Source organism: Liquorilactobacillus mali (assembly GCF_001437155.1).
Taxonomy (GTDB): domain Bacteria; phylum Bacillota; class Bacilli; order Lactobacillales; family Lactobacillaceae; genus Liquorilactobacillus; species Liquorilactobacillus mali_A.
Genome location: NZ_JQAR01000006.1, coordinates 66,453 through 83,992, shown reverse-complemented (window position 1 = coordinate 83,992; position 17,540 = coordinate 66,453). Strand labels below are relative to the sequence as shown.

Here is a 17,540-nt window from a genome sequence, read left to right as displayed (position 1 = left end):
AGGAGAAAAACTAAGTGTTGGAGAGAATTAAAGCATTTTTAGCGAGATGTGGGGAAATATGGCAAGGACAAAGTCGGGTAAAAAAGATAGCATGGATATCTTCACTGATCAGTCTATTAGTTGTTGCAGGTGTTGTTACATATTTAACTACAAGAGTACAATATGGGGTTTTATTTACAGATTTGAGCGATGCAGATGCAGGCAGTGTTGCGGAAACACTGAAGAGTGAGAATATTCCCTACAAATTGGGAGATAATGGGAAAACGATTCTGATACCCCAAAATAAGGTAAATCAAACGCGAATTGACTTGGCGGTAGATAACAAACTTCCAGATAGTTCTACGGGTTTTGAGTTGTTTGATAGTACAAGTGTGATGACGACTGATGAGGATCGCAAAGTTATGTATCAGCGTGCGGTAACAGGTGAATTAGAGCAGGCAATCGCGTCCCTTAATGAAGTGCAGAAAGCAAAAGTAATGCTGGTGATGCCTAGTCAAAGTGTATTCAGCGATAGTGGGAGTAGCAAAAAGGCCAAGGCATCAATCGTGTTGACACTCAAAAGTGGGGGAATCTCCGGTGAAGCAGTTCAAGGCATTCGTTCATTAACGACTGGAGCAGTAGAAGGACTCACACAAGATAATGTCAAAATTGTTGATAGCAATGGTAACCTGCTGACAAGTTCGGGTGGAAGCAGTTCTTCGAGCGGATATAACACTAAGTATATGCGCATAAAAAAAGCCTACGAAGCTACGATGGAGGCCAAAGTTAAAAAGCTTCTTGCTCCCATATACGGTTCAAACAAAATTCGAGTTTCGATTGATTTAAATCTGAATTTTGACGCTATAGAAAATAAGACAACTACTTACAGTAATCCCAGTATTAGGAGTGAAGAAGAGCAGTCCACGGGAAGTGGCGCATCATCTGCAAGTGGTGAATCTGCTAACAATGCCACTAATGAAACTGCCTCATCAAGTAGCTCAGATAACGGTTCCTATAGTCGTACAGTAAATAACGAATTAAATACGCAGGTTACTAAGACAATCAGTGCACCGGGAGCAATCAACAGGATGACAGCTTCCGTCGTGGTAGATGGTAACATTTCACAAACTGACCAAGAAAAGATCCAAAGCGTTATACAGTCGGCTGTTGGTTATAACCAAGGGCGTGGCGATACGATTAATATACAAGGAATTGATTTTGCTAAGAAAAACAAAGCAAGCAGTTCTAAGAAAAAGAAGAAGGCTGCTAAGAATAGCTTTATCTGGGTATACATTGTTGCTGCAATTGGAATACTGGTTGTCATTGGTGCAGTTGTTTTCACAGTTATGCGAATTAGAAAGAACAGGAATGACGAATATTACGATGATTACGATGTCACTGCAGAGGCAGATACAGTAGAAAAAACAAGTAGTGCCACTACTGATGCCGCTACTGTAGAAGATTCTAAGCCTAAAATTGATTTGGAGAAGAGACAGAAAAAGGTAGAAGAAGATGAGAACGCGAAAAAGTTCGCAGATGAACATCCAGAGGTCGTTGCAGAGTTATTAAAGGCATGGATGAAAGAAAAATAGTAGAGGTAGAGTAGTGATTATGGATTCAATAGACGGTATTAAAAAAGCAGCAATTTTGTTGATTTCTCTTGGCTCTGAAACATCTGCTAAAATTATGAAATTACTCCCCGACAGTTTTATCCAGAAAGTCAGTTATGAAATTGCTAATACGGATTTTGTCAGTCCCGAAGAACGATCTAGTGTGCTCAAGGAATTCGTTGCAACGGCTGATGCACGGCAATATGTTATTGATGGTGGGATAGATTATGCTAGAGATCTCCTGAAACAAGCTTTAGGACCTCAAAGGGCAAAAGAAGTAATTGATTTGCTGAATCAGCTCCAGTTAAAAGAAAGACCATTTGAAATTGCTAGAAAAGCTGATACAGCACAATTGACCAGACTATTACAAGAGGAAAATCCACAAATAATTGCAATGATAATGTGTTACATTCAACCAGATAAAGCAGCAGAAATATTAACACATTTTTCCGATGAATTACAGGTTGAGGTTGCGGAGCGAATTGGAACTTTAGGAAGTGTTTCGCCTAGAATTATTAAAAGAGTTGAACAAATAATGGAGAATAAATTCTCAACGGCAGTCGAGAACGATACTGAAAATATTGGCGGTGTTCATTCATTAGTTGAGATACTTAATTCGGTTAGTCGAGGAACGGAAAAGAATATTCTTTCTGATTTGGAACAAAGGCAACCTGAACTTTCACAAGAAGTTAAAGCCAGTCTCTTTACGTTTGATGATATCGTCAGCTTGGGTAGTAAAGATGTTCAGAAAGTCTTGCGTGATGTTGAAAATTCTGACTTGTCGTTGGCACTTAAAGGTGCTGCAGATTCAATTCGTGACTTTATTTTTGAGAATCTTTCTAGTCGAGCAGTTGAAAACTTGAAAGAAGAAATCGAATTTATGGGGCCAACGCGTCTTTCTGCTGTTGAAGAGGCACAGCAAAAGATTGTCAGTGTCATCCGTAGGTTAGACGAAGCTGGCGAGATTTATATCGAAAGAGGCGAACAAGATGCAGTTATCGAATAAAAATCTTGTTAAAAGTAACTCAATTTCAAGTATTGAAGAGAAAAAGAAGATTGTTACAAAGGCACCTGAACCGCGAGAAATTCATGAGATGAAGGCAAAGTTGGGCCAGGCGGGGAAGCAACAGCGTGAAAGCTTAGAAGTTTTAAAGGAAACAATTATTGAAAATGCAAAAGTAGAAGCTAACAAAATTAGAGATAAGGCTTATGAAGATGGCGAAAGGGAGGGATTTGAAAAGGGTTATCAAGATGGAAAGAATGAAGGTCAAAAAGTAGCGACTGAATTAATAGAAAAGGCACGGAAAAATTATAAAGATATAGTGGCCGATATTAAGCGTTATGAGCACGATAAACATGATGAAATTTTTGAATTTGCAGTTGAGATGGCCGAAGTAGTTCTGAAACACAGGATAGATGAGGATGCCAGTGAATTGCTGGCATTGATAGAACCAATTTTTTTCAAGTTGGAAAAACCTGATCAAATATTCATAATACATGCCAATGAACGCTATCACGATTTAATTATGAAAAAGATGGAAGAAAAAAGAAGTGAAGTAAGCAGACTGAGATATACAATCATTAATGATTCAAAAATGGGACTGTATGAAATTAATATTGAATCTAGTGATTCATTGGAGACGTTTAACTTAAAAAGTGAGTTGGAAAAATACGTGAAAAGCGTTGAGGAGTCTGTAAATGAGCTTTGAAATACCTTTTGAACATTATTTGGATCAGGCCAAAAAGAATGATTTTTTTTCAAGTTTTGGTAAAGTGAGCGAAGTTGTTGGTTTAACAATTCGTGTTACGGGAATAGATGTTTTTATGGGTGAAATTTGCGAGATTAAGAATAAAAATAGTGAGAAAGTGACACTGACGGAGGTTGTTGGTTTTATTAAAAAGACAGTTCTGCTGATGCCGCTGGATGAGCTTAGCGGAATTGGACCGGGCTCGTTAGTAAAGGCAACCGGTAAGAGCCTGACGATCAAAGTGGGTGATTCTCTACTCGGACATACATTAGATGGATTGGGAAGACCTATGGAAATTGAAGGAAATAGTGATGACCAACTTCTAGAATATCCAGTAATGAGAGAATCTCCAGCTCCGTTTAAGCGTAAGAACATTGATACAATTTTAAGCACAGGTGTAAGAGCAATTGATGGAATGCTAACTGTGGGCGAGGGACAGAGAATGGGTGTGTTTGCTGGAAGTGGTGTCGGCAAAAGTACACTTTTGGGGATGATTGCTAAATATTGTCAAGCAGATGTGATCGTGATTGGACTTATCGGAGAACGAGGTAGGGAAGTTAAGGAATTTATCGAAAAAGACTTGGGCAATGAAGGGTATGCAAAATCAGTCGTTGTCTGTGCTACTTCGGATATGCCACCATTGGTTAGATTAAAAGGTGCATATGTGGCGACAGCAATTGCAGAATATTTTAGGGATCAGGGTAAAAAAGTTGTGTTGATGATGGACTCAGTCACTCGCTTTGCAATGGCACAAAGGGAGATTGGGTTGTCAATAGGCGAACCACCGACTACAAAGGGATACACACCTTCAGTTTTTGCCACACTTCCTAAACTCTTAGAAAGAAGTGGGATGTCGGAAAAAGGGTCAATTACAGCATTTTATACGGTGCTTGTTGAGGGTGATGATATGAACGAACCAATTGCAGATTCAGTTCGTGGAATTCTCGACGGACACATTGTCTTGTCCAGAAAGATTGCAAGTAAGAATCACTATCCGGCAATTTCGATTCAAGATAGCTTAAGTAGGTTGATGAAATCCTTAATTACAAAAGAACATGAAAACGATGCAAAAGAACTGCGTGAGAATATAACTGTGTACGCAGATGCAAAGGACTTGATTGATATTGGAGCATATAAGAATGGAGCAAATCCTGTTATTGATTACGCGGTTTCTTTGCATCATCCAATTGAAGATTTTCTATGCCAGTCTGTAGAAGAGTATGAGACTTTTGATGAGACGGAAAGAAAACTGCATCAGTTGTTTGAACAATATAATTTGTAGAACTAGGAGAAAAATAGTGAAGTTCAACTTTACATTGGAAAAGTTACTCGATTTTAGAAAAGAAAACGAAGATAGCTTAAAACAAGAATACATGAACTTAGGCATTGAGTTGTCGTTAAAGGAAAAAAGAATTAATGAATTATTGTCAGAGAAGAATAATCTGATGTACGCAATTGAGCCAACCATTGGAAGAATGCAGATTCAGAGGAATTATTTAGATGAGATTGATCAGCAAGTAAGCAGACTGAGGCTAGAATCATTAAAGTTACAGCAAAGTATTGCTGGATTGTTGGAACGATTAGTTAGGGCACAACAAGAGCGCAAGATTTTAGAAAAGCTTGAAGTTAAGCAAAAAAATGAATTTGAAACAAGGCTAGCACATGAAGAACAGAAGGAATTAGATGAGTTTGCGAATCGAAAAATTTTGAAAGGAGGTGAGAATTATGAATAGTACAGTAATAACAAATCAGCAGGCAGCAGCAACGAAAGTTATAAGCGTTGGAAATAGTAATACGACAAGTGAAACAGGAACTTCAGCAGTGCAGTTTATTAATCTACTGCAACAAAAAATGGGCAGTAAACCTTCAGTAAACGATACTGGTGAATCTGACTCAAGCGACGAAAATCTTAGCGATACAACAGGATTTCAAGATAATAAAGATACACTTATAAATCAACAAATTAAGGAAGAAAGGAAAAAGAGAGAAAACGATGAAATAAATAGTCAAAATCTGTCAGCTGTGAATGCTGTGGTACAAGAAGAATCCAATCTGCATTCGATACCAGAAAATGCTATGGAAACAGAGATGTTAAAAACATCGGATTTTAAAGCTGGACAAGTAAATGGCCCCAGCCTTGCAGATGATGAGGAATTGTCTTCATTTTCAAGTACGGTAAGTACGAGTGAAAATGCCAGTCCTGATAATAAAGTTACTAAAAAAGACATGGATATGACGGATCTTAGTTCCAAGTCAATTGTAGGGAGTCAGCAAGAACTGAGTATAAATTTGCTAGCGAATAACCCAAATACTAATGATCAACAAAGTAATAAGCAGCCTGAGGTTAAAAGTATTAGTGTACAGGATTTAGATGACATAGATAGTGTACAAAGTACTGTTTCAAAAATAAAAACTTCAAGTGATGTCATGGGCAATTTTTCCTTAGCAGATATGTTAGGAAGTCAAGATACTAGCTTGGTAATGCAAGATGAATTTACCCAGGGTAGTAAGGACACGACAGAAATTATGCCAAAAGTTAGTAGTACAACAACCGCAAAGTCAAATGACGAGGAGAATTCAGTACCAATAGTTGAGGTAGATGCTAAAGAAAAATTGACGTCAGCTGTGACGACGGATGCTAAAGAAAATTCAACTTCAGCTGAAGAAGTTATTAAAAATGTAACACAAAGCCAAACAGCGGTAGCTAACTTGATGATGGAAAACAAAATTGTGACAGATAGCAAGTCAGATTTTACGTCAAGAATCAGTGACTCTGGGACTGTTCTGCAAAGCAGGACAGCCACAAGTATTGTTAAGACATTGCTAGGTGGAGAAAGCAAACAGGTTACAGTTCAACTGGAACCGAAGAACCTTGGTAAAATTGAAATTTCTTTGCAGTCAACTTCGAATGAAGTAAGCCTTGATTTTAAACTATCATCGAGCCATGCGAAATCGCTCATCAGCGGTATATCAACGCAGTTAGAACAAATATTGAATAAGCAGATTGCAGCAGATCAGACTGCCGATAATAAAATTACAGCGTATCAGACAACTACGACAGGTATCTTGGATGGAGCACAATTTTCATTTGGGCAGCACCAGTTTGGACAACAAGCAAATCAAAATATGCCCAAGACAAGATTAAATGAGCAATACCGTAATAACAAAATTGGTCAAGATGAAACAATTACTAAAGAACAAGAAAAAGAACGACAAAGTGAAAAAAATATAATCAGTATTTTAGCGTAAAGGAGAAATGATAATGAGTTATGACTATACACAGGCTATTCCATCAGTGGGAATATCAACAGAATATAGCGGTTCAACAAGCACGAGCAGTCTATCAATGAACGACTTTTTGAAAATCATGTCTGCTGCAATGCAGAACCCCTCAATTGATAGTGATTCATCAAGCGGTAGTAGTAGTGGTACAGATTATGTTTCACAACTGGCACAGTTTGCTTCGTTGGATCAGTTGAATAGTATTGGGAAGAATTTGACTACTACAGTCATGGGAATGCAACAAAATGAGGCGTTTTCGTTATTAGGGAAGAATGTACAGCTAACCGATGAAGGTACAACGATTAGTGGCACAGTGGATAAAGTTAAATTTTCAAATGGATATGCAACTCTTGTGGTAAATGGAAATGAATATCAAATGGGTGCATTGACGGAAGTGGATAATGATACAACAAATTAATGGAATTAGTAATAGTTCCAATGGAATAAATAATATCCATGCAAATAATTCCAGTAAAAATAACGAAGACTTTTCAAAAATACTTGAGCAAAGTCAAGAACAAGTGAAGATATCGAAGCATGCACGCCAAAGGTTAAGTGCACGTAATTTGGATTTGCAGAATAGCGATCTTTCTCATATTGGGCAAGCTATGAGTGAATTAGATGAAAAGGGCAGTAAGGATTCATTGTTACTCTACAAGGATATGGGTCTAATAGCGAATGTCCAAAATAGAACGATTATTACCGCTATGAATGTCAATGAGATAAATACAGTAACAAATATAGATAGTACAAAGTTTGTAAAATAATGGGCTGGACCTTATAAGGAAGCCTAATAACTCTCTGACTGATTGAGGAGAGTTCAACTTATAGGAGGAATGTTAAATGTTAAAATCACTTTATTCTGGTGTTAGTGGTATGAAAGGTTTTCAGACCAAGATGGATGTAATCTCTGATAATATTGCCAACGTAAATACAATGGGTTTTAAGGCAAGTCGTGTTATTTTTGAAGATTTAATGAGTCAAAATACCTCTACTTCGTCATCTGCATCCAATAACTTAGGTGGTACAAATGCAAAGCAAATAGGACTTGGGACTAAAACTGGTTCGATAGACAAGGATACCTCTGCTGGTTCACCACAATCAACGGGACGAGCACTTGATTTTTATATAAATGGTGGGGGATATTTCATCGTTCAAAATGAAACTGGTGAGGATTTATATACGAGAGATGGTGCATTTTCCAGAGACAATCAAGGAAATTTAACGACTAGTGATGGGTTGAAGGTCATGGGTCGAGCAGCAACAACGCCACTAACAGAATATACGGATGGAACTGATACAGATGCTGCACTCGCAGCTTCTGGTAATTTATCTGCATTAACGATTCCAAGCACAATTACAGTTAATGGTGAAACACTCAATTATGACTCTGTATCAGTTGATCAGAATGGTCTTGTTATTGGCAAGTATGGTAGTCAAAATTTCGTATTGGGGCAAATTTCATTGGCAACCTTCAATAATGCTGCGGGTCTTGAAAATGTCGGTGGAAACAATTATGCGGTTTCAGCAAACTCGGGAGCGGCCATTGTATCTAATCCAGGTGATACGGGTACAGGGACTGTTGTCTCTGGTGAACTAGAGATGTCTAATGTTGACTTATCCAGTGAATTCACGGAAATGATTATTGCAAATAGAGCGTACCAAGCGAACGCAAAGACGATTACCACATCGGATGAAATGTTACAAACACTGATTAACTTGAAGCAATCATAATGTTTATCAGTCGCTTAGTTAACGTTAAGGAGGTCAAGTTTTGATTGAATTAGTTGGTCTAAATGGTAAAACCTTTTTTCTGAATGCAGATTTAATTTTCAAAATCGAAGAGACTCCAGACACAATAATCACACTTGTGGATGATAGAAACATAATTGTAAGGAATAAAGCGGTCGAGATAAAAAAATTGATAATTGAGTATAGGAGAGAAATTCTTGCGGATTCACAGAACTTAGACTCCATCAATAAGGAGAGGTAGATAGTTACGCATGGCAAAAGAAAAAAGTGAGAAAAAAAAGAAAAGATGGATTTTGTGGGTACTAATACTGCTTTTAGTAGCAATTAGCGGTGGAGTAGTAGGTACAGTTGTTACACCAAAGATAATGAGTGCATTGAACTCGAAGAAAACGACAACTGTTAAGCATCATTCCAAGACAGTTGTCTCAGGGAAACAACAAATAGTTCCCGTTAAAAAATTTGTAATTAATTTGACCAATGAAGACGGATCAAATAACACAAGGTATGCACAAATCACTCTATCACTTTTGGTAGCAAATTCAGAACAAAAAGCCAAGGCCAAAAAGAATGTTGCGGTTATTAGAGATAGTGTTATTAACGTTATCAGGCAAAAAACGGCAAGTGATATTCTCGGATCTGCAGATAGTTTAGCAGGATTAAAAAATCAATTACGGGATACTATTAATAAGTCGTATGGGGCAAAGATTGTAGAAGATGTATTTATTACAGATTTAGTTATTCAATAGAAAAGGGAAAAGATGGATATATATATTACAGTTTTCAAGACAATTGTCTTTTTAATAATTATCATTTTCATGATTAATATTTGCCTAAAGCTTTTAGGAAAATACGCTAATCAGAGCAAAAAAAATTTTAGAATCATTCAAAAAATTGCGGTAAGTAAGACCTCTTCGATTGGCATAGTCCAAATTATTGATACTTACTATGTGATGAGTTTTTCAGAAAATCGCAACGAAATATTGAAGGAATTAAGTGACAATGAAGTGGCACAGCTATTGGACTCGATGGAGAATCCTAAGGAAAGTGAGAATAATGGTAAGAATTTCAAACAAATTCTTCAAGAAATGAACGATAAGATTCAAGAGCTTAAGAAGAGGAAAAGATAATGAAAAAGAAAATTGTCATGGGGCTGACTGTAATTAATATTTGTTTTTGGAAGTTATTCTTATTTCCAACAGTGGTTTCCGCTATTAGTACCAACGATATTACATCAACTGTTAATAATTTGCTGAACAATGATTCCAGCTCCACTACGACCATTAATACTTTTATCTTGCTGACTTTATTATCTATTACTCCAATATTGTTGGTAATGATGACATCTTTTACGAGAATCATAATGGTACTTTCGTTTGCAAGAAGTGCACTAGGGACACAGCAGAATCCACCTAATCAAGTTTTACTTGGATTGGCCTTGTTTTTAACATTTTTTACAATGCGACCGGTTTATACGGATATATACCAAGATGCAATCAAACCGTATAACCAAAACGAGATAACTCAGCAACAGGTGTTTGACCGTTCGGAGAACAGGATAAAGGAGTTCATGTATGGTCAGACAAGAAAAAAAGATATCAAACTTTTTGTTGCTGTATCTAAAGAAAAAGTCAACACTAAAAAGTACAAAGAAATACCATTGACAATAATTACTCCGGCTTTTGTTATTAGTGAGCTACGGACAGCCTTTAGTATTGGATTCTTGTTGTTTATCCCATTTTTGATTATTGATATGGTGGTTTCCAGCATCTTGATGTCGATGGGGATGGTGATGTTATCACCGGTCATGATTTCGTTACCATTTAAAATACTATTGTTTGTGCTTGTAGATGGTTGGTATTTGCTGGTAGAGTCGCTAATCAAAAGCTTTTATTAGGGAGTTAGGTAGATTTTATGACAATCGAAGTAGTTCTACAGGTTATCAGAGATGCTTTTATTCGGATTATTTTAATTTCGGGTCCTGCAGTTGGAATTGGAATGCTAGTTGGACTAATAATTAGTATCTTTCAAGCTACTACCCAAATTCAAGAGCAAACCTTGAGTTTTGTACCAAAACTGGTTGCAATTTTAATTACCTTAATTTTTGCGGGCAACTTCATGATGACGATTCTTCTTGAATTTACGAAAAATGTATTTAAGATAATTTCAAAATTGTGAGGTGGTCAAATGGTTCTGGTTCAAATAGGCGCCCTTCTGTTATGCAGAGTGATGTCATTTATTGTAATTTGTCCACTGTTCTCGCAAAAGGGTTTTCCTAATTTTGCAAAGCTTGTTGTTGGAGGAAGTCTAGTAATTTCAGCATACCCGGCAATTACAGGATACAAGGAAATCACTAATACGGTACTTTTGGGTGAAGTTGCTGTCAAAGAAGTTCTTTTTGGATTGGCAATGGGGTACTTAAGTCAGCTCGTTTTCAGTGGCGTTATGATGGCAGGGCAGATGATTGATTTTCAAGTAGGTTTTTCGATGGCACAAGCATACGATACGATGACAGATATCCAATCTGCTCAGTTCAGTAAACTTTATTATTGGTTGACTGTTTCTGCTTTTTTCTTGCTTGATCTGCAAGATTCTATGATTTACGGTGTCGTTAACTCCTTCAAAATAGTTCCGTTAGGTACTGAAAATATGGGCGGGGCATCAGTAGACGGTGTCGTGCAATTGTTTGAGAAGACGGTCGAGATGTCGGTTAGTCTGGCAGCACCACTAGTAGTAGCAGTGCTCGTGATTGATATCTTACTGGGAGTTATATCAAGATCAATTCCGCAGATTAATATTTTGATGATGAGCCTTTCTGTGAAAACGATTGTTAGCATCATAATATTCTTACTTGCCTTGTCAAGTTTATTAAGCTTTTTGGGGAATAATCTTTCTGAAGGAATAGAAAACATGCTTGAATTTATAAAATCTGTAAAGTAGGAGAGCAAGATGGCTAATAAAGATGGGAAAACAGAAAAACCAACTCCTAAAAGATTAAAAGATGCAAAAAAAAAGGGGGAAGTTCCCAAGACACCGGAACTGAATACCGCGATCTCTTTATTGGCTTTTGCGTTTGTTATTTTGCCCCTATGGGAATTTATTCTTAAAAATCTTTTACCCTACTTAACACAGATGATTGAGCAAATTGCGAATTTTAAGGTGGAGATGAACGACTTACCTAGAGTAGCAGTACAAGCCGTTTTGATGATACTTTTACTCGCAAGCCCATTTATGCTGATGAGCACGTTTCTCGGATCACTTACTAATATTTTGCAGGTCGGGTTATTGTTCACATGGAAACCATTAAAACCTGATTTTAAAAAACTAAATCCGCTGAATGGTTTTAAACAGATGGTAGGCCTTAGATCACTGGTTAACGTAGCAAAAACTCTTGCAAAGTTAAGTGTAATTGTTTATCTATGCTACCAGCAATTTATGTCAGAGATTCCGACAATAATTAATCTGAATGACGTGGGACTCCAAAAAATACTTTATTTTGTTCTGGATTTTACTAGATCATTAATTGAAAAAATATCTTTTTTTCTGGTAGTTGTGGCAATTTTCGATTACGGATATCAAAGGTATACGTATCGTAAGAACCTGAGAATGACTAAGCAGGAGATCAAGGATGAATTTAAACAGCAAGAAGGAGATCCAAAGATAAAGGCACAAAGGAAGGCCAAATATCAGGCAATGTCACGTAATGCAATATCAAAGGTCAAGGAAGCAACTGTTATGGTCACGAATCCGACACATTATGCAATTGCAATAAAGTATGATCCTCAAAAAGAGGGAATTCCGTTGCTTTTAGCAAAAGGTGCAGACGAATTGGCACAGCGAATGAAGGCAGAGGCCAAGAAAATGCATATACCAATGATTGAGAATAGACCTGTTGCTAGAGCTATCTATGCTAAAGTTGAGCCTGGCGAGTTTATACCAGCAGAGATGTATGAATCAGTTGCGGCAATTATCGCACTGGTTTATCAATTGGAAGAAAAAGAAAAAAATAAGATTTAGATCAAGTTTTGGGGGATTAGTAGATAAATGAGTAAAAAGAGGCTTAAGAAGAAAAGAACTTTAAATTATGCTGATGTAATTGTTTCTTTTTTAGTAATCAGTATTATTGGATTAATAATAATACCCTTACCTGCAATAGCGTTGGATATCCTTATTGTTATTAATTTAGCAGTTGCAATTAATATTTTACTTATTACGTTATTTACTAGGAGTGTCCTAGAATTTACAACTTTCCCGACGTTGTTATTAATTACAACAATGTTCAAGCTTGGTTTAAATATGTCTTCAACCCGTTTGATACTGACAGAAGGTAATGGTGGAAATGTGATTGCTGCTTTTGCAAATGTTGTAGCAGGCAGCAATTATATAGTTGGTATTATCTTGTTCATAATTATCATGGTTGTTCAATTAGTGGTCGTAACAAATGGTGCAGGTCGTGTTTCAGAGGTTTCTGCAAGATTTACGCTTGATGCAATGCCTGGAAAACAGATGGCAATTGATTCTGATTTGAATTCTGGATTAATAAATGAAGAAAAAGCTAGAAATCGTAGAAGAGATTTACAAAGAGAAGCTGATTTTTATGGTTCGATGGATGGGGCTAGTAAGTTTGTTAAGGGTGATGCAATAGCCAGCATTATGATAACTTTGATAAATCTGATAGCGGGGACCATCATTTTTACTATGAAAGGTGATATGTCAATAACTGATGCATTAGCCCAATTTGGGAAACTGTCAATTGGTGATGGACTAGTCAGTGCAATTCCTTCACTATTGATTTCGATTGCGTCTGGTATTATAGTCACTCGTTCAGATAACAATAGTTCTTTCGGATTAGATATTTCTTCTGATGTTGTAAGATATCCTATTTTGTTTAGAATCGTCGGTGTGATTTTACTTGTACTATCAATAGTACCAGGTTTTCCTTTCCTGCCGTTCCTGTTTATTGGAATAGGAATGTTTGTTGCAAGTATGGTCATTAAGCAAACAGAACAGAAAACAGCAATTAGAAAAAAAGAAGAAGAACAGAAATTGGCATTAAAACGTAAGAAAAAAGAGCAAGAAGAAGACGAATCTGTTTCCTCCTTTCAGGTTGAACCAATTGCCATTGAGATTGGTTATGGTCTGATTTCATTAGTAGATAGTACAGTGGACAATAGTTTAATGAGTAGAATAGTTGCTATTCGCAAACAAATTGCCAGGGAACTTGGAATTTTAGTACATCCTGTCAGAATTCGAGATAATTTATATCTTGAATCGAATGACTATTCAATCAAGATCAGGGGAAACGAAGTTGGGACAGGTCAGATTTATGCAGACAAATTAATGATTATCAGTCCTGATGATGAACCATTTCCGTTCAAGGGTATTCCAACAAAAGAACCAGCGTTTAATATTGACGCAATGTGGATTGATCAAAAAGATAAGGAAACTGCTGAAATACAGGGATTCACAATCATTGAACCTCTGACGGTAATCGCCACGCATTTAAAGGAAATAATTTCAGGAAATGCGCCAGAATTACTAGGTAGACAAGAGGTTCAAAAATTACTAGAGGGAATAAAAGATCAAAATAATGTCGTAATAGATGAACTAATACCAGATATTTTACGTCTCGGAGAAGTTGAGAAAGTTTTACAAAATTTGCTGGAAGAAAAAATTCCAATCAATGACTTAACAACAATTTTGGAAACATTGGCGGATTATGGATCGGTTACAAAGGATACAGAAGTATTAACTGAGTACGTGAGACAAGCACTAAGAAGAACGATTGCTGCTAAGTATGCTGACGAGCAAAAGAATATTAAGGTAGTAACAATTCATCCAAAGGTAGAGGAATTAATTACACAAAGTATTCAAAAAACGGCGACTGGATCATATCCTGTTTTGAAACCAGATTCGGTTAATCAAATTCTGGAAGCTATTAATAAGGTTCAGCAGGAACTTACACTTAAAAACATCGAGTTTGTAGTGTTAACTTCTCCTAAGATTAGACTGGCCTTCAGAAAGTTAGTTTCTTTTAACTTTCCTAACATGCCAATTTTGTCTTTAAACGAAGTACCTAATGAAATTTCAATTGAGACTGTAGGAACAATTAATGTTTAAAGATTTTTGATGAAGGGAGTATGGAGATAATATGTATGAAGCTAGTCCTGAAGATGAAGTTTTGAAATATCTTCCTTTGGTTGAAAAAGTTGCTAAAAGGGTTCCACTTAAGAGTACTGAGTATGAATACAGCGACTACTATAATATTGGTGTGATAGGTCTGATCGACGCCTTGCACAAGTTTGATGCGACGAAGAAAGTTCCTTTTGAGAGCTATGCAGCAATCAGAATAAGGGGTGCAATCATTGATGAAGTTCGAAAACATTCAAGAATTTCGAGATATAAGATGGTTGCGATTAATGATTTCTACAAGGCAAAACAGGTTCTTGAACAAGATCATAAAAGAGAAGTCACTGATAGTGAAATCTGCAAAAAGATGGGAATATCTATTACACAACTGAATGAGATATATGAAAACATTCATTATTTGGCTAGTATTTCCCTCGAAGGCACTATCTTTCCCACAGAAGGAGCAGGTGGGGTTTCACTAGGAGATGTTATTCCTGACAACGATGGAACTAATGCTGAACAGAAATTAATTGGAGAAGAACGCAAGGCTGCACTTACAAGATGTATACAGAGACTAAATGAACGTGAACAGTTAATTTTGAGTCTGTACTATAAAGAAGAAGCCACCTTGAAAGAAATAGCTGCTATCTTAGATATCTCAATAGCAAGGGTTTCACAGATTCATGGAAAAGTAATTGCAAAACTAAAATTATTGATGGAGGATGAATTGTCATGATACGAGGGTTGGATACGATAGAGCAAAGTCTAGACGTTTTACTCAAAAGACAAGAAAATACTAGCGGTAATATCGCTAATGTTAATACAACAGGATATCAGGCAAAACAGCTATTTCAATCAACCTTAAAAGAAGTTCAATTTGTGAATCATCAAGGAGGATCGACTGTTTCTGAGAAACAAAATATTGGTGGATTTACATTTGGAAATGCCATTGATGGTTCTTATATTGATAGAAGCAAAGGCACAATGAATGAGACTGGAAGAAACACTGATTTTGCGGTTAATAGTGATGGATATTTTACGGTTAGAATGAATGATGGCACGCTTGCGTATACAAGAAACGGTAACTTTAAGCTAAATGACCAAAACCAATATATAACACAAGAAGGATATCAAGTTGTTGGAGCAAATGGACAAGCAGTTAGCGCAAATGATAATCCGGATTTTAGAATAGTGAACGTTGCTAATGAGCAACAGCTAACTGACGCAGGGAATGGCTATTACACTACCAATCAAAATGTGCAAATTGATGCGAATCCTAATGTGATGCAAGGATACTTGGAACAATCAAATGTTTCAATGTCAGATGAAATGGTAACGTTAATGCAGACGGGAAGAGAGTTTGAAGCTAATCAAAAGGTTTTGAGTTCAACGAATGAAACACTAGATAAAGCAGTCAATAGTTTAGGGAAGGTGTAGGGGTGATGTAGATGAATATTTCAGGTATTTTGTCGATTAATAAGTCTGGAATGAATGGTTTACAAAATAATATGGACAACATTGCAAATAATATTGCAAATTCAGATACAACTGGTTACAAGAGTAGAAATACGGCTTTTCAAGAGTTAGTAAATAATCAAACAACCGCTGAAGAAGTAAACTTAACCTCTGGAACATCTCTGGGCTTAAATGCTGGAGTAGGTGTTAATGGAGAATCGATTGCCTTTACACAAGGAAGCTTACAGCAAACTGGGATCACAACTGATCTTGCGATACAAGGACAGGGTTTCTTTGGAGTATATGGTCAAGACGGTCAACTATTATTGACACGTGATGGTAGTTTTAAGCGAGATAGTACTGGACAGTTGGTGGATGCAAGTGGAAATAAAGTAGCAATTGATGCAACAATACCTGAAACAAGTTGGCCAAGCGGTGAGTTAAGTGTTGCTAGTGATGGCAGTATAAGTATTGTGAACAATGGAAACAGTACTGCAGTGGGCAAAATAAGAATGTATCTACCGCAGAACAATGAAGACTTGGTAAGTGCTGGGAATAATAACTATACTGTTGTGAATGGTGATCAGTTACAGGTGATGACAAATCCAAATATAAAGCAAGGATATTTGGAAACTTCAACTGTTGATTTGGCAGACTCCATGACAGACATGATTGCGACGCAAAGGGCATACCAGATGAATGCCAAGGCACTTCAGTCAACTGACGATATGTTTGAAGTGATTGACCGCTTAGCCGATTAATATTTCAAGAGGTGGGACATCAATTGATAGATGTAAGAAAGGTTTCAAAGATATATAAGGGTAACATTCAAGCTTTAAAAAATATCAACTTTTCAATTGACCAGGGTGAATTTGTCTATGTAATTGGTGCCAGTGGAGCGGGAAAATCGACTTTACTGAAACTTTTATATCGTGAAGAAGAACAGACTTCTGGAAGTATCAAGATGGGAAATACTTTTGTTGACCGAATTAACCACAAGCAGCTCTATCTTTTAAGAAGACAGCTGGGAGTTGTAATGCAAAAAGATCTGTTTTTATCTCAGCGCTCGGTATTTGAAAATGTTGCTGTGTGTGTCGAAGCCGTCAGTGGTGTTAATGACAGTGAGGTAGCTGTGAGAACAAAGGATGCGTTGGATGTTGCTGGCATACTGGATAAGAGTGGTAGAAAAGTCAATGAATTATCAATTGGACAGCAAAAAAGGGTCGCGATTGCTAGAGCAATTGTCAATCATCCATCAATTGTTTTAGCTGATGAACCAACCGCAAACTTGGATTCAAAAGCTGCATTAGAGATAATGAAGCTCTTTTTTAAGATTAATAGCATGGGAACAACAGTGATAATGGCGACGCATGATAGTACTATGGTAAATACAGTTCGTGAACGAGTACTTGAATTAAGACATGGAGCATTGATCAGGGACGAACAAGATGGGGGATATACTAGGTATCCTGATAATAAAGACGTATACATCTGGTGATGAAGTCTTAATAATTTTGATAAATTTCCGATATGAGAAGCATAGAGTTGCGTGAGTTTTTAATCATTCTTACTCGAATCTAAATATATG

21 protein-coding genes are annotated in these 17,540 nt (G+C 36.8%); all 21 read left to right on the top strand.

What is annotated here, in order from left to right; all coding sequences use genetic code 11:
• Positions 1–14: 14 nt before the first annotated feature.
• The 21 genes from fliF to IV36_RS04440 all read left to right on the top strand — a co-directional run bounded on the left by fliF (position 15) and on the right by IV36_RS04440 (position 17,450).
• Positions 15–1,571 (top strand): flagellar basal-body MS-ring/collar protein FliF, encoded by a 1,557-nt coding sequence (gene fliF / locus IV36_RS04540; protein ID WP_056991000.1) that lies wholly within the window; start codon positions 15–17, stop codon positions 1,569–1,571.
• A 19-nt stretch (positions 1,572–1,590) separates the two neighbouring features.
• Complete coding sequence (fliG, locus tag IV36_RS04535) at positions 1,591–2,595, top strand: flagellar motor switch protein FliG (RefSeq protein WP_056991026.1); 1,005 nt, start codon at positions 1,591–1,593, stop codon at positions 2,593–2,595.
• Positions 2,579–3,298 carry a FliH/SctL family protein gene (locus IV36_RS04530; RefSeq protein ID WP_056990999.1) on the top strand — a complete coding sequence of 240 codons (720 nt, stop codon included), beginning with the start codon at positions 2,579–2,581 and terminating at the stop codon, positions 3,296–3,298. The genes fliG and IV36_RS04530 overlap by 17 nt, the downstream gene beginning before the upstream one ends.
• On the top strand, positions 3,288–4,619 hold the full coding sequence (fliI, locus tag IV36_RS04525; RefSeq protein ID WP_056990998.1) for a flagellar protein export ATPase FliI: 1,332 nt from the start codon (positions 3,288–3,290) through the stop codon (positions 4,617–4,619). Before IV36_RS04530 ends, fliI begins: the two co-directional genes overlap by 11 nt.
• 16 nt (positions 4,620–4,635) lie before the next feature.
• Complete coding sequence (fliJ, locus tag IV36_RS04520) at positions 4,636–5,070, top strand: flagellar export protein FliJ (protein WP_082623712.1); 435 nt, start codon at positions 4,636–4,638, stop codon at positions 5,068–5,070.
• Complete coding sequence (locus tag IV36_RS04515) at positions 5,063–6,586, top strand: flagellar hook-length control protein FliK (RefSeq protein ID WP_056990997.1); 1,524 nt, start codon at positions 5,063–5,065, stop codon at positions 6,584–6,586. Before fliJ ends, IV36_RS04515 begins: the two co-directional genes overlap by 8 nt.
• Positions 6,587–6,599: 13 nt before the next feature.
• Positions 6,600–7,037, top strand: a complete 438-nt coding sequence (locus IV36_RS04510; protein ID WP_056990996.1) for a flagellar hook capping FlgD N-terminal domain-containing protein — start codon at positions 6,600–6,602, stop codon at positions 7,035–7,037.
• Complete coding sequence (locus IV36_RS04505) at positions 7,021–7,386, top strand: hypothetical protein (protein ID WP_056990995.1); 366 nt, start codon at positions 7,021–7,023, stop codon at positions 7,384–7,386. The genes IV36_RS04510 and IV36_RS04505 overlap by 17 nt, the downstream gene beginning before the upstream one ends.
• 76 nt (positions 7,387–7,462) lie before the next feature.
• Positions 7,463–8,353, top strand: a complete 891-nt coding sequence (locus IV36_RS04500; RefSeq protein ID WP_056990994.1) for a flagellar hook-basal body complex protein — start codon at positions 7,463–7,465, stop codon at positions 8,351–8,353.
• Between the two features lie 40 nt (positions 8,354–8,393).
• The gene (locus IV36_RS04495) at positions 8,394–8,612 is read left to right on the top strand and encodes a flagellar FlbD family protein (RefSeq protein ID WP_056990993.1); all 219 of its coding nucleotides are present in this window, start codon (positions 8,394–8,396) and stop codon (positions 8,610–8,612) included.
• A gap of 10 nt (positions 8,613–8,622) precedes the next feature.
• Entirely contained in the window at positions 8,623–9,117 is a 495-nt protein-coding gene (locus IV36_RS04490; RefSeq protein ID WP_056990992.1) for a flagellar basal body-associated FliL family protein, read from the top strand.
• A gap of 12 nt (positions 9,118–9,129) precedes the next feature.
• A complete protein-coding gene (locus IV36_RS04485) occupies positions 9,130–9,498 on the top strand; it encodes a flagellar biosynthetic protein FliO (protein ID WP_056990991.1) in 369 nt (122 codons plus the stop codon).
• Positions 9,498–10,265, top strand: coding sequence for a flagellar type III secretion system pore protein FliP (gene fliP, locus IV36_RS04480; protein ID WP_156648633.1), 768 nt, complete (start codon positions 9,498–9,500; stop codon positions 10,263–10,265). The genes IV36_RS04485 and fliP overlap by 1 nt, the downstream gene beginning before the upstream one ends.
• 17 nt (positions 10,266–10,282) lie before the next feature.
• Positions 10,283–10,546 carry a flagellar biosynthesis protein FliQ gene (fliQ, locus tag IV36_RS04475; RefSeq protein WP_003686911.1) on the top strand — a complete coding sequence of 88 codons (264 nt, stop codon included), beginning with the start codon at positions 10,283–10,285 and terminating at the stop codon, positions 10,544–10,546.
• A 9-nt stretch (positions 10,547–10,555) separates the two neighbouring features.
• Positions 10,556–11,308 (top strand): flagellar biosynthetic protein FliR, encoded by a 753-nt coding sequence (locus IV36_RS04470; RefSeq protein WP_056990990.1) that lies wholly within the window; start codon positions 10,556–10,558, stop codon positions 11,306–11,308.
• Positions 11,309–11,317: 9 nt separating this feature from the next.
• On the top strand, positions 11,318–12,385 hold the full coding sequence (gene flhB / locus IV36_RS04465) for a flagellar biosynthesis protein FlhB (RefSeq protein WP_056990989.1): 1,068 nt from the start codon (positions 11,318–11,320) through the stop codon (positions 12,383–12,385).
• 27 nt (positions 12,386–12,412) lie between these two features.
• Positions 12,413–14,488: a flagellar biosynthesis protein FlhA gene (gene flhA, locus IV36_RS04460; RefSeq protein ID WP_056990988.1), complete on the top strand. Its 2,076-nt coding sequence runs from the start codon at positions 12,413–12,415 to the stop codon at positions 14,486–14,488.
• Positions 14,489–14,519: 31 nt separating this feature from the next.
• Positions 14,520–15,233 (top strand): sigma-70 family RNA polymerase sigma factor, encoded by a 714-nt coding sequence (locus tag IV36_RS04455; RefSeq protein WP_056990987.1) that lies wholly within the window; start codon positions 14,520–14,522, stop codon positions 15,231–15,233.
• Entirely contained in the window at positions 15,230–15,934 is a 705-nt protein-coding gene (locus IV36_RS04450) for a flagellar hook-basal body protein (RefSeq protein WP_056990986.1), read from the top strand. The genes IV36_RS04455 and IV36_RS04450 overlap by 4 nt, the downstream gene beginning before the upstream one ends.
• Before the next feature lie 11 nt (positions 15,935–15,945).
• Positions 15,946–16,713 carry a flagellar hook-basal body protein gene (locus IV36_RS04445; RefSeq protein ID WP_056990985.1) on the top strand — a complete coding sequence of 256 codons (768 nt, stop codon included), beginning with the start codon at positions 15,946–15,948 and terminating at the stop codon, positions 16,711–16,713.
• Positions 16,714–16,736: 23 nt separating this feature from the next.
• Positions 16,737–17,450, top strand: coding sequence for a cell division ATP-binding protein FtsE (locus IV36_RS04440; protein ID WP_056990984.1), 714 nt, complete (start codon positions 16,737–16,739; stop codon positions 17,448–17,450).
• The last annotated feature ends 90 nt before the right edge of the window (positions 17,451–17,540 follow it).

Bases quoted from the DNA above. Each gene is read 5' to 3' on its own strand.
- flhA (WP_056990988.1), top strand. From the start codon at position 12,413: ATGAGTAAAAAGAGGCTTAAGAAGAAAAGAACTTTAAATTATGCTGAT.
- fliP (WP_156648633.1), top strand. From the start codon at position 9,498: ATGAAAAAGAAAATTGTCATGGGGCTGACTGTAATTAATATTTGTTTT.
- flhB (WP_056990989.1), top strand. From the start codon at position 11,318: ATGGCTAATAAAGATGGGAAAACAGAAAAACCAACTCCTAAAAGATTA.
- IV36_RS04515 (WP_056990997.1), top strand. From the start codon at position 5,063: ATGAATAGTACAGTAATAACAAATCAGCAGGCAGCAGCAACGAAAGTT.
- IV36_RS04450 (WP_056990986.1), top strand. From the start codon at position 15,230: ATGATACGAGGGTTGGATACGATAGAGCAAAGTCTAGACGTTTTACTC.
- fliI (WP_056990998.1), top strand. From the start codon at position 3,288: ATGAGCTTTGAAATACCTTTTGAACATTATTTGGATCAGGCCAAAAAG.
- IV36_RS04505 (WP_056990995.1), top strand. From the start codon at position 7,021: ATGATACAACAAATTAATGGAATTAGTAATAGTTCCAATGGAATAAAT.
- IV36_RS04530 (WP_056990999.1), top strand. From the start codon at position 2,579: ATGCAGTTATCGAATAAAAATCTTGTTAAAAGTAACTCAATTTCAAGT.
- IV36_RS04455 (WP_056990987.1), top strand. From the start codon at position 14,520: ATGTATGAAGCTAGTCCTGAAGATGAAGTTTTGAAATATCTTCCTTTG.
- fliG (WP_056991026.1), top strand. From the start codon at position 1,591: ATGGATTCAATAGACGGTATTAAAAAAGCAGCAATTTTGTTGATTTCT.
- IV36_RS04445 (WP_056990985.1), top strand. From the start codon at position 15,946: ATGAATATTTCAGGTATTTTGTCGATTAATAAGTCTGGAATGAATGGT.
- IV36_RS04500 (WP_056990994.1), top strand. From the start codon at position 7,463: ATGTTAAAATCACTTTATTCTGGTGTTAGTGGTATGAAAGGTTTTCAG.
- IV36_RS04510 (WP_056990996.1), top strand. From the start codon at position 6,600: ATGAGTTATGACTATACACAGGCTATTCCATCAGTGGGAATATCAACA.
- IV36_RS04490 (WP_056990992.1), top strand. From the start codon at position 8,623: ATGGCAAAAGAAAAAAGTGAGAAAAAAAAGAAAAGATGGATTTTGTGG.
- IV36_RS04470 (WP_056990990.1), top strand. From the start codon at position 10,556: ATGGTTCTGGTTCAAATAGGCGCCCTTCTGTTATGCAGAGTGATGTCA.
- IV36_RS04485 (WP_056990991.1), top strand. From the start codon at position 9,130: ATGGATATATATATTACAGTTTTCAAGACAATTGTCTTTTTAATAATT.
- fliQ (WP_003686911.1), top strand. From the start codon at position 10,283: ATGACAATCGAAGTAGTTCTACAGGTTATCAGAGATGCTTTTATTCGG.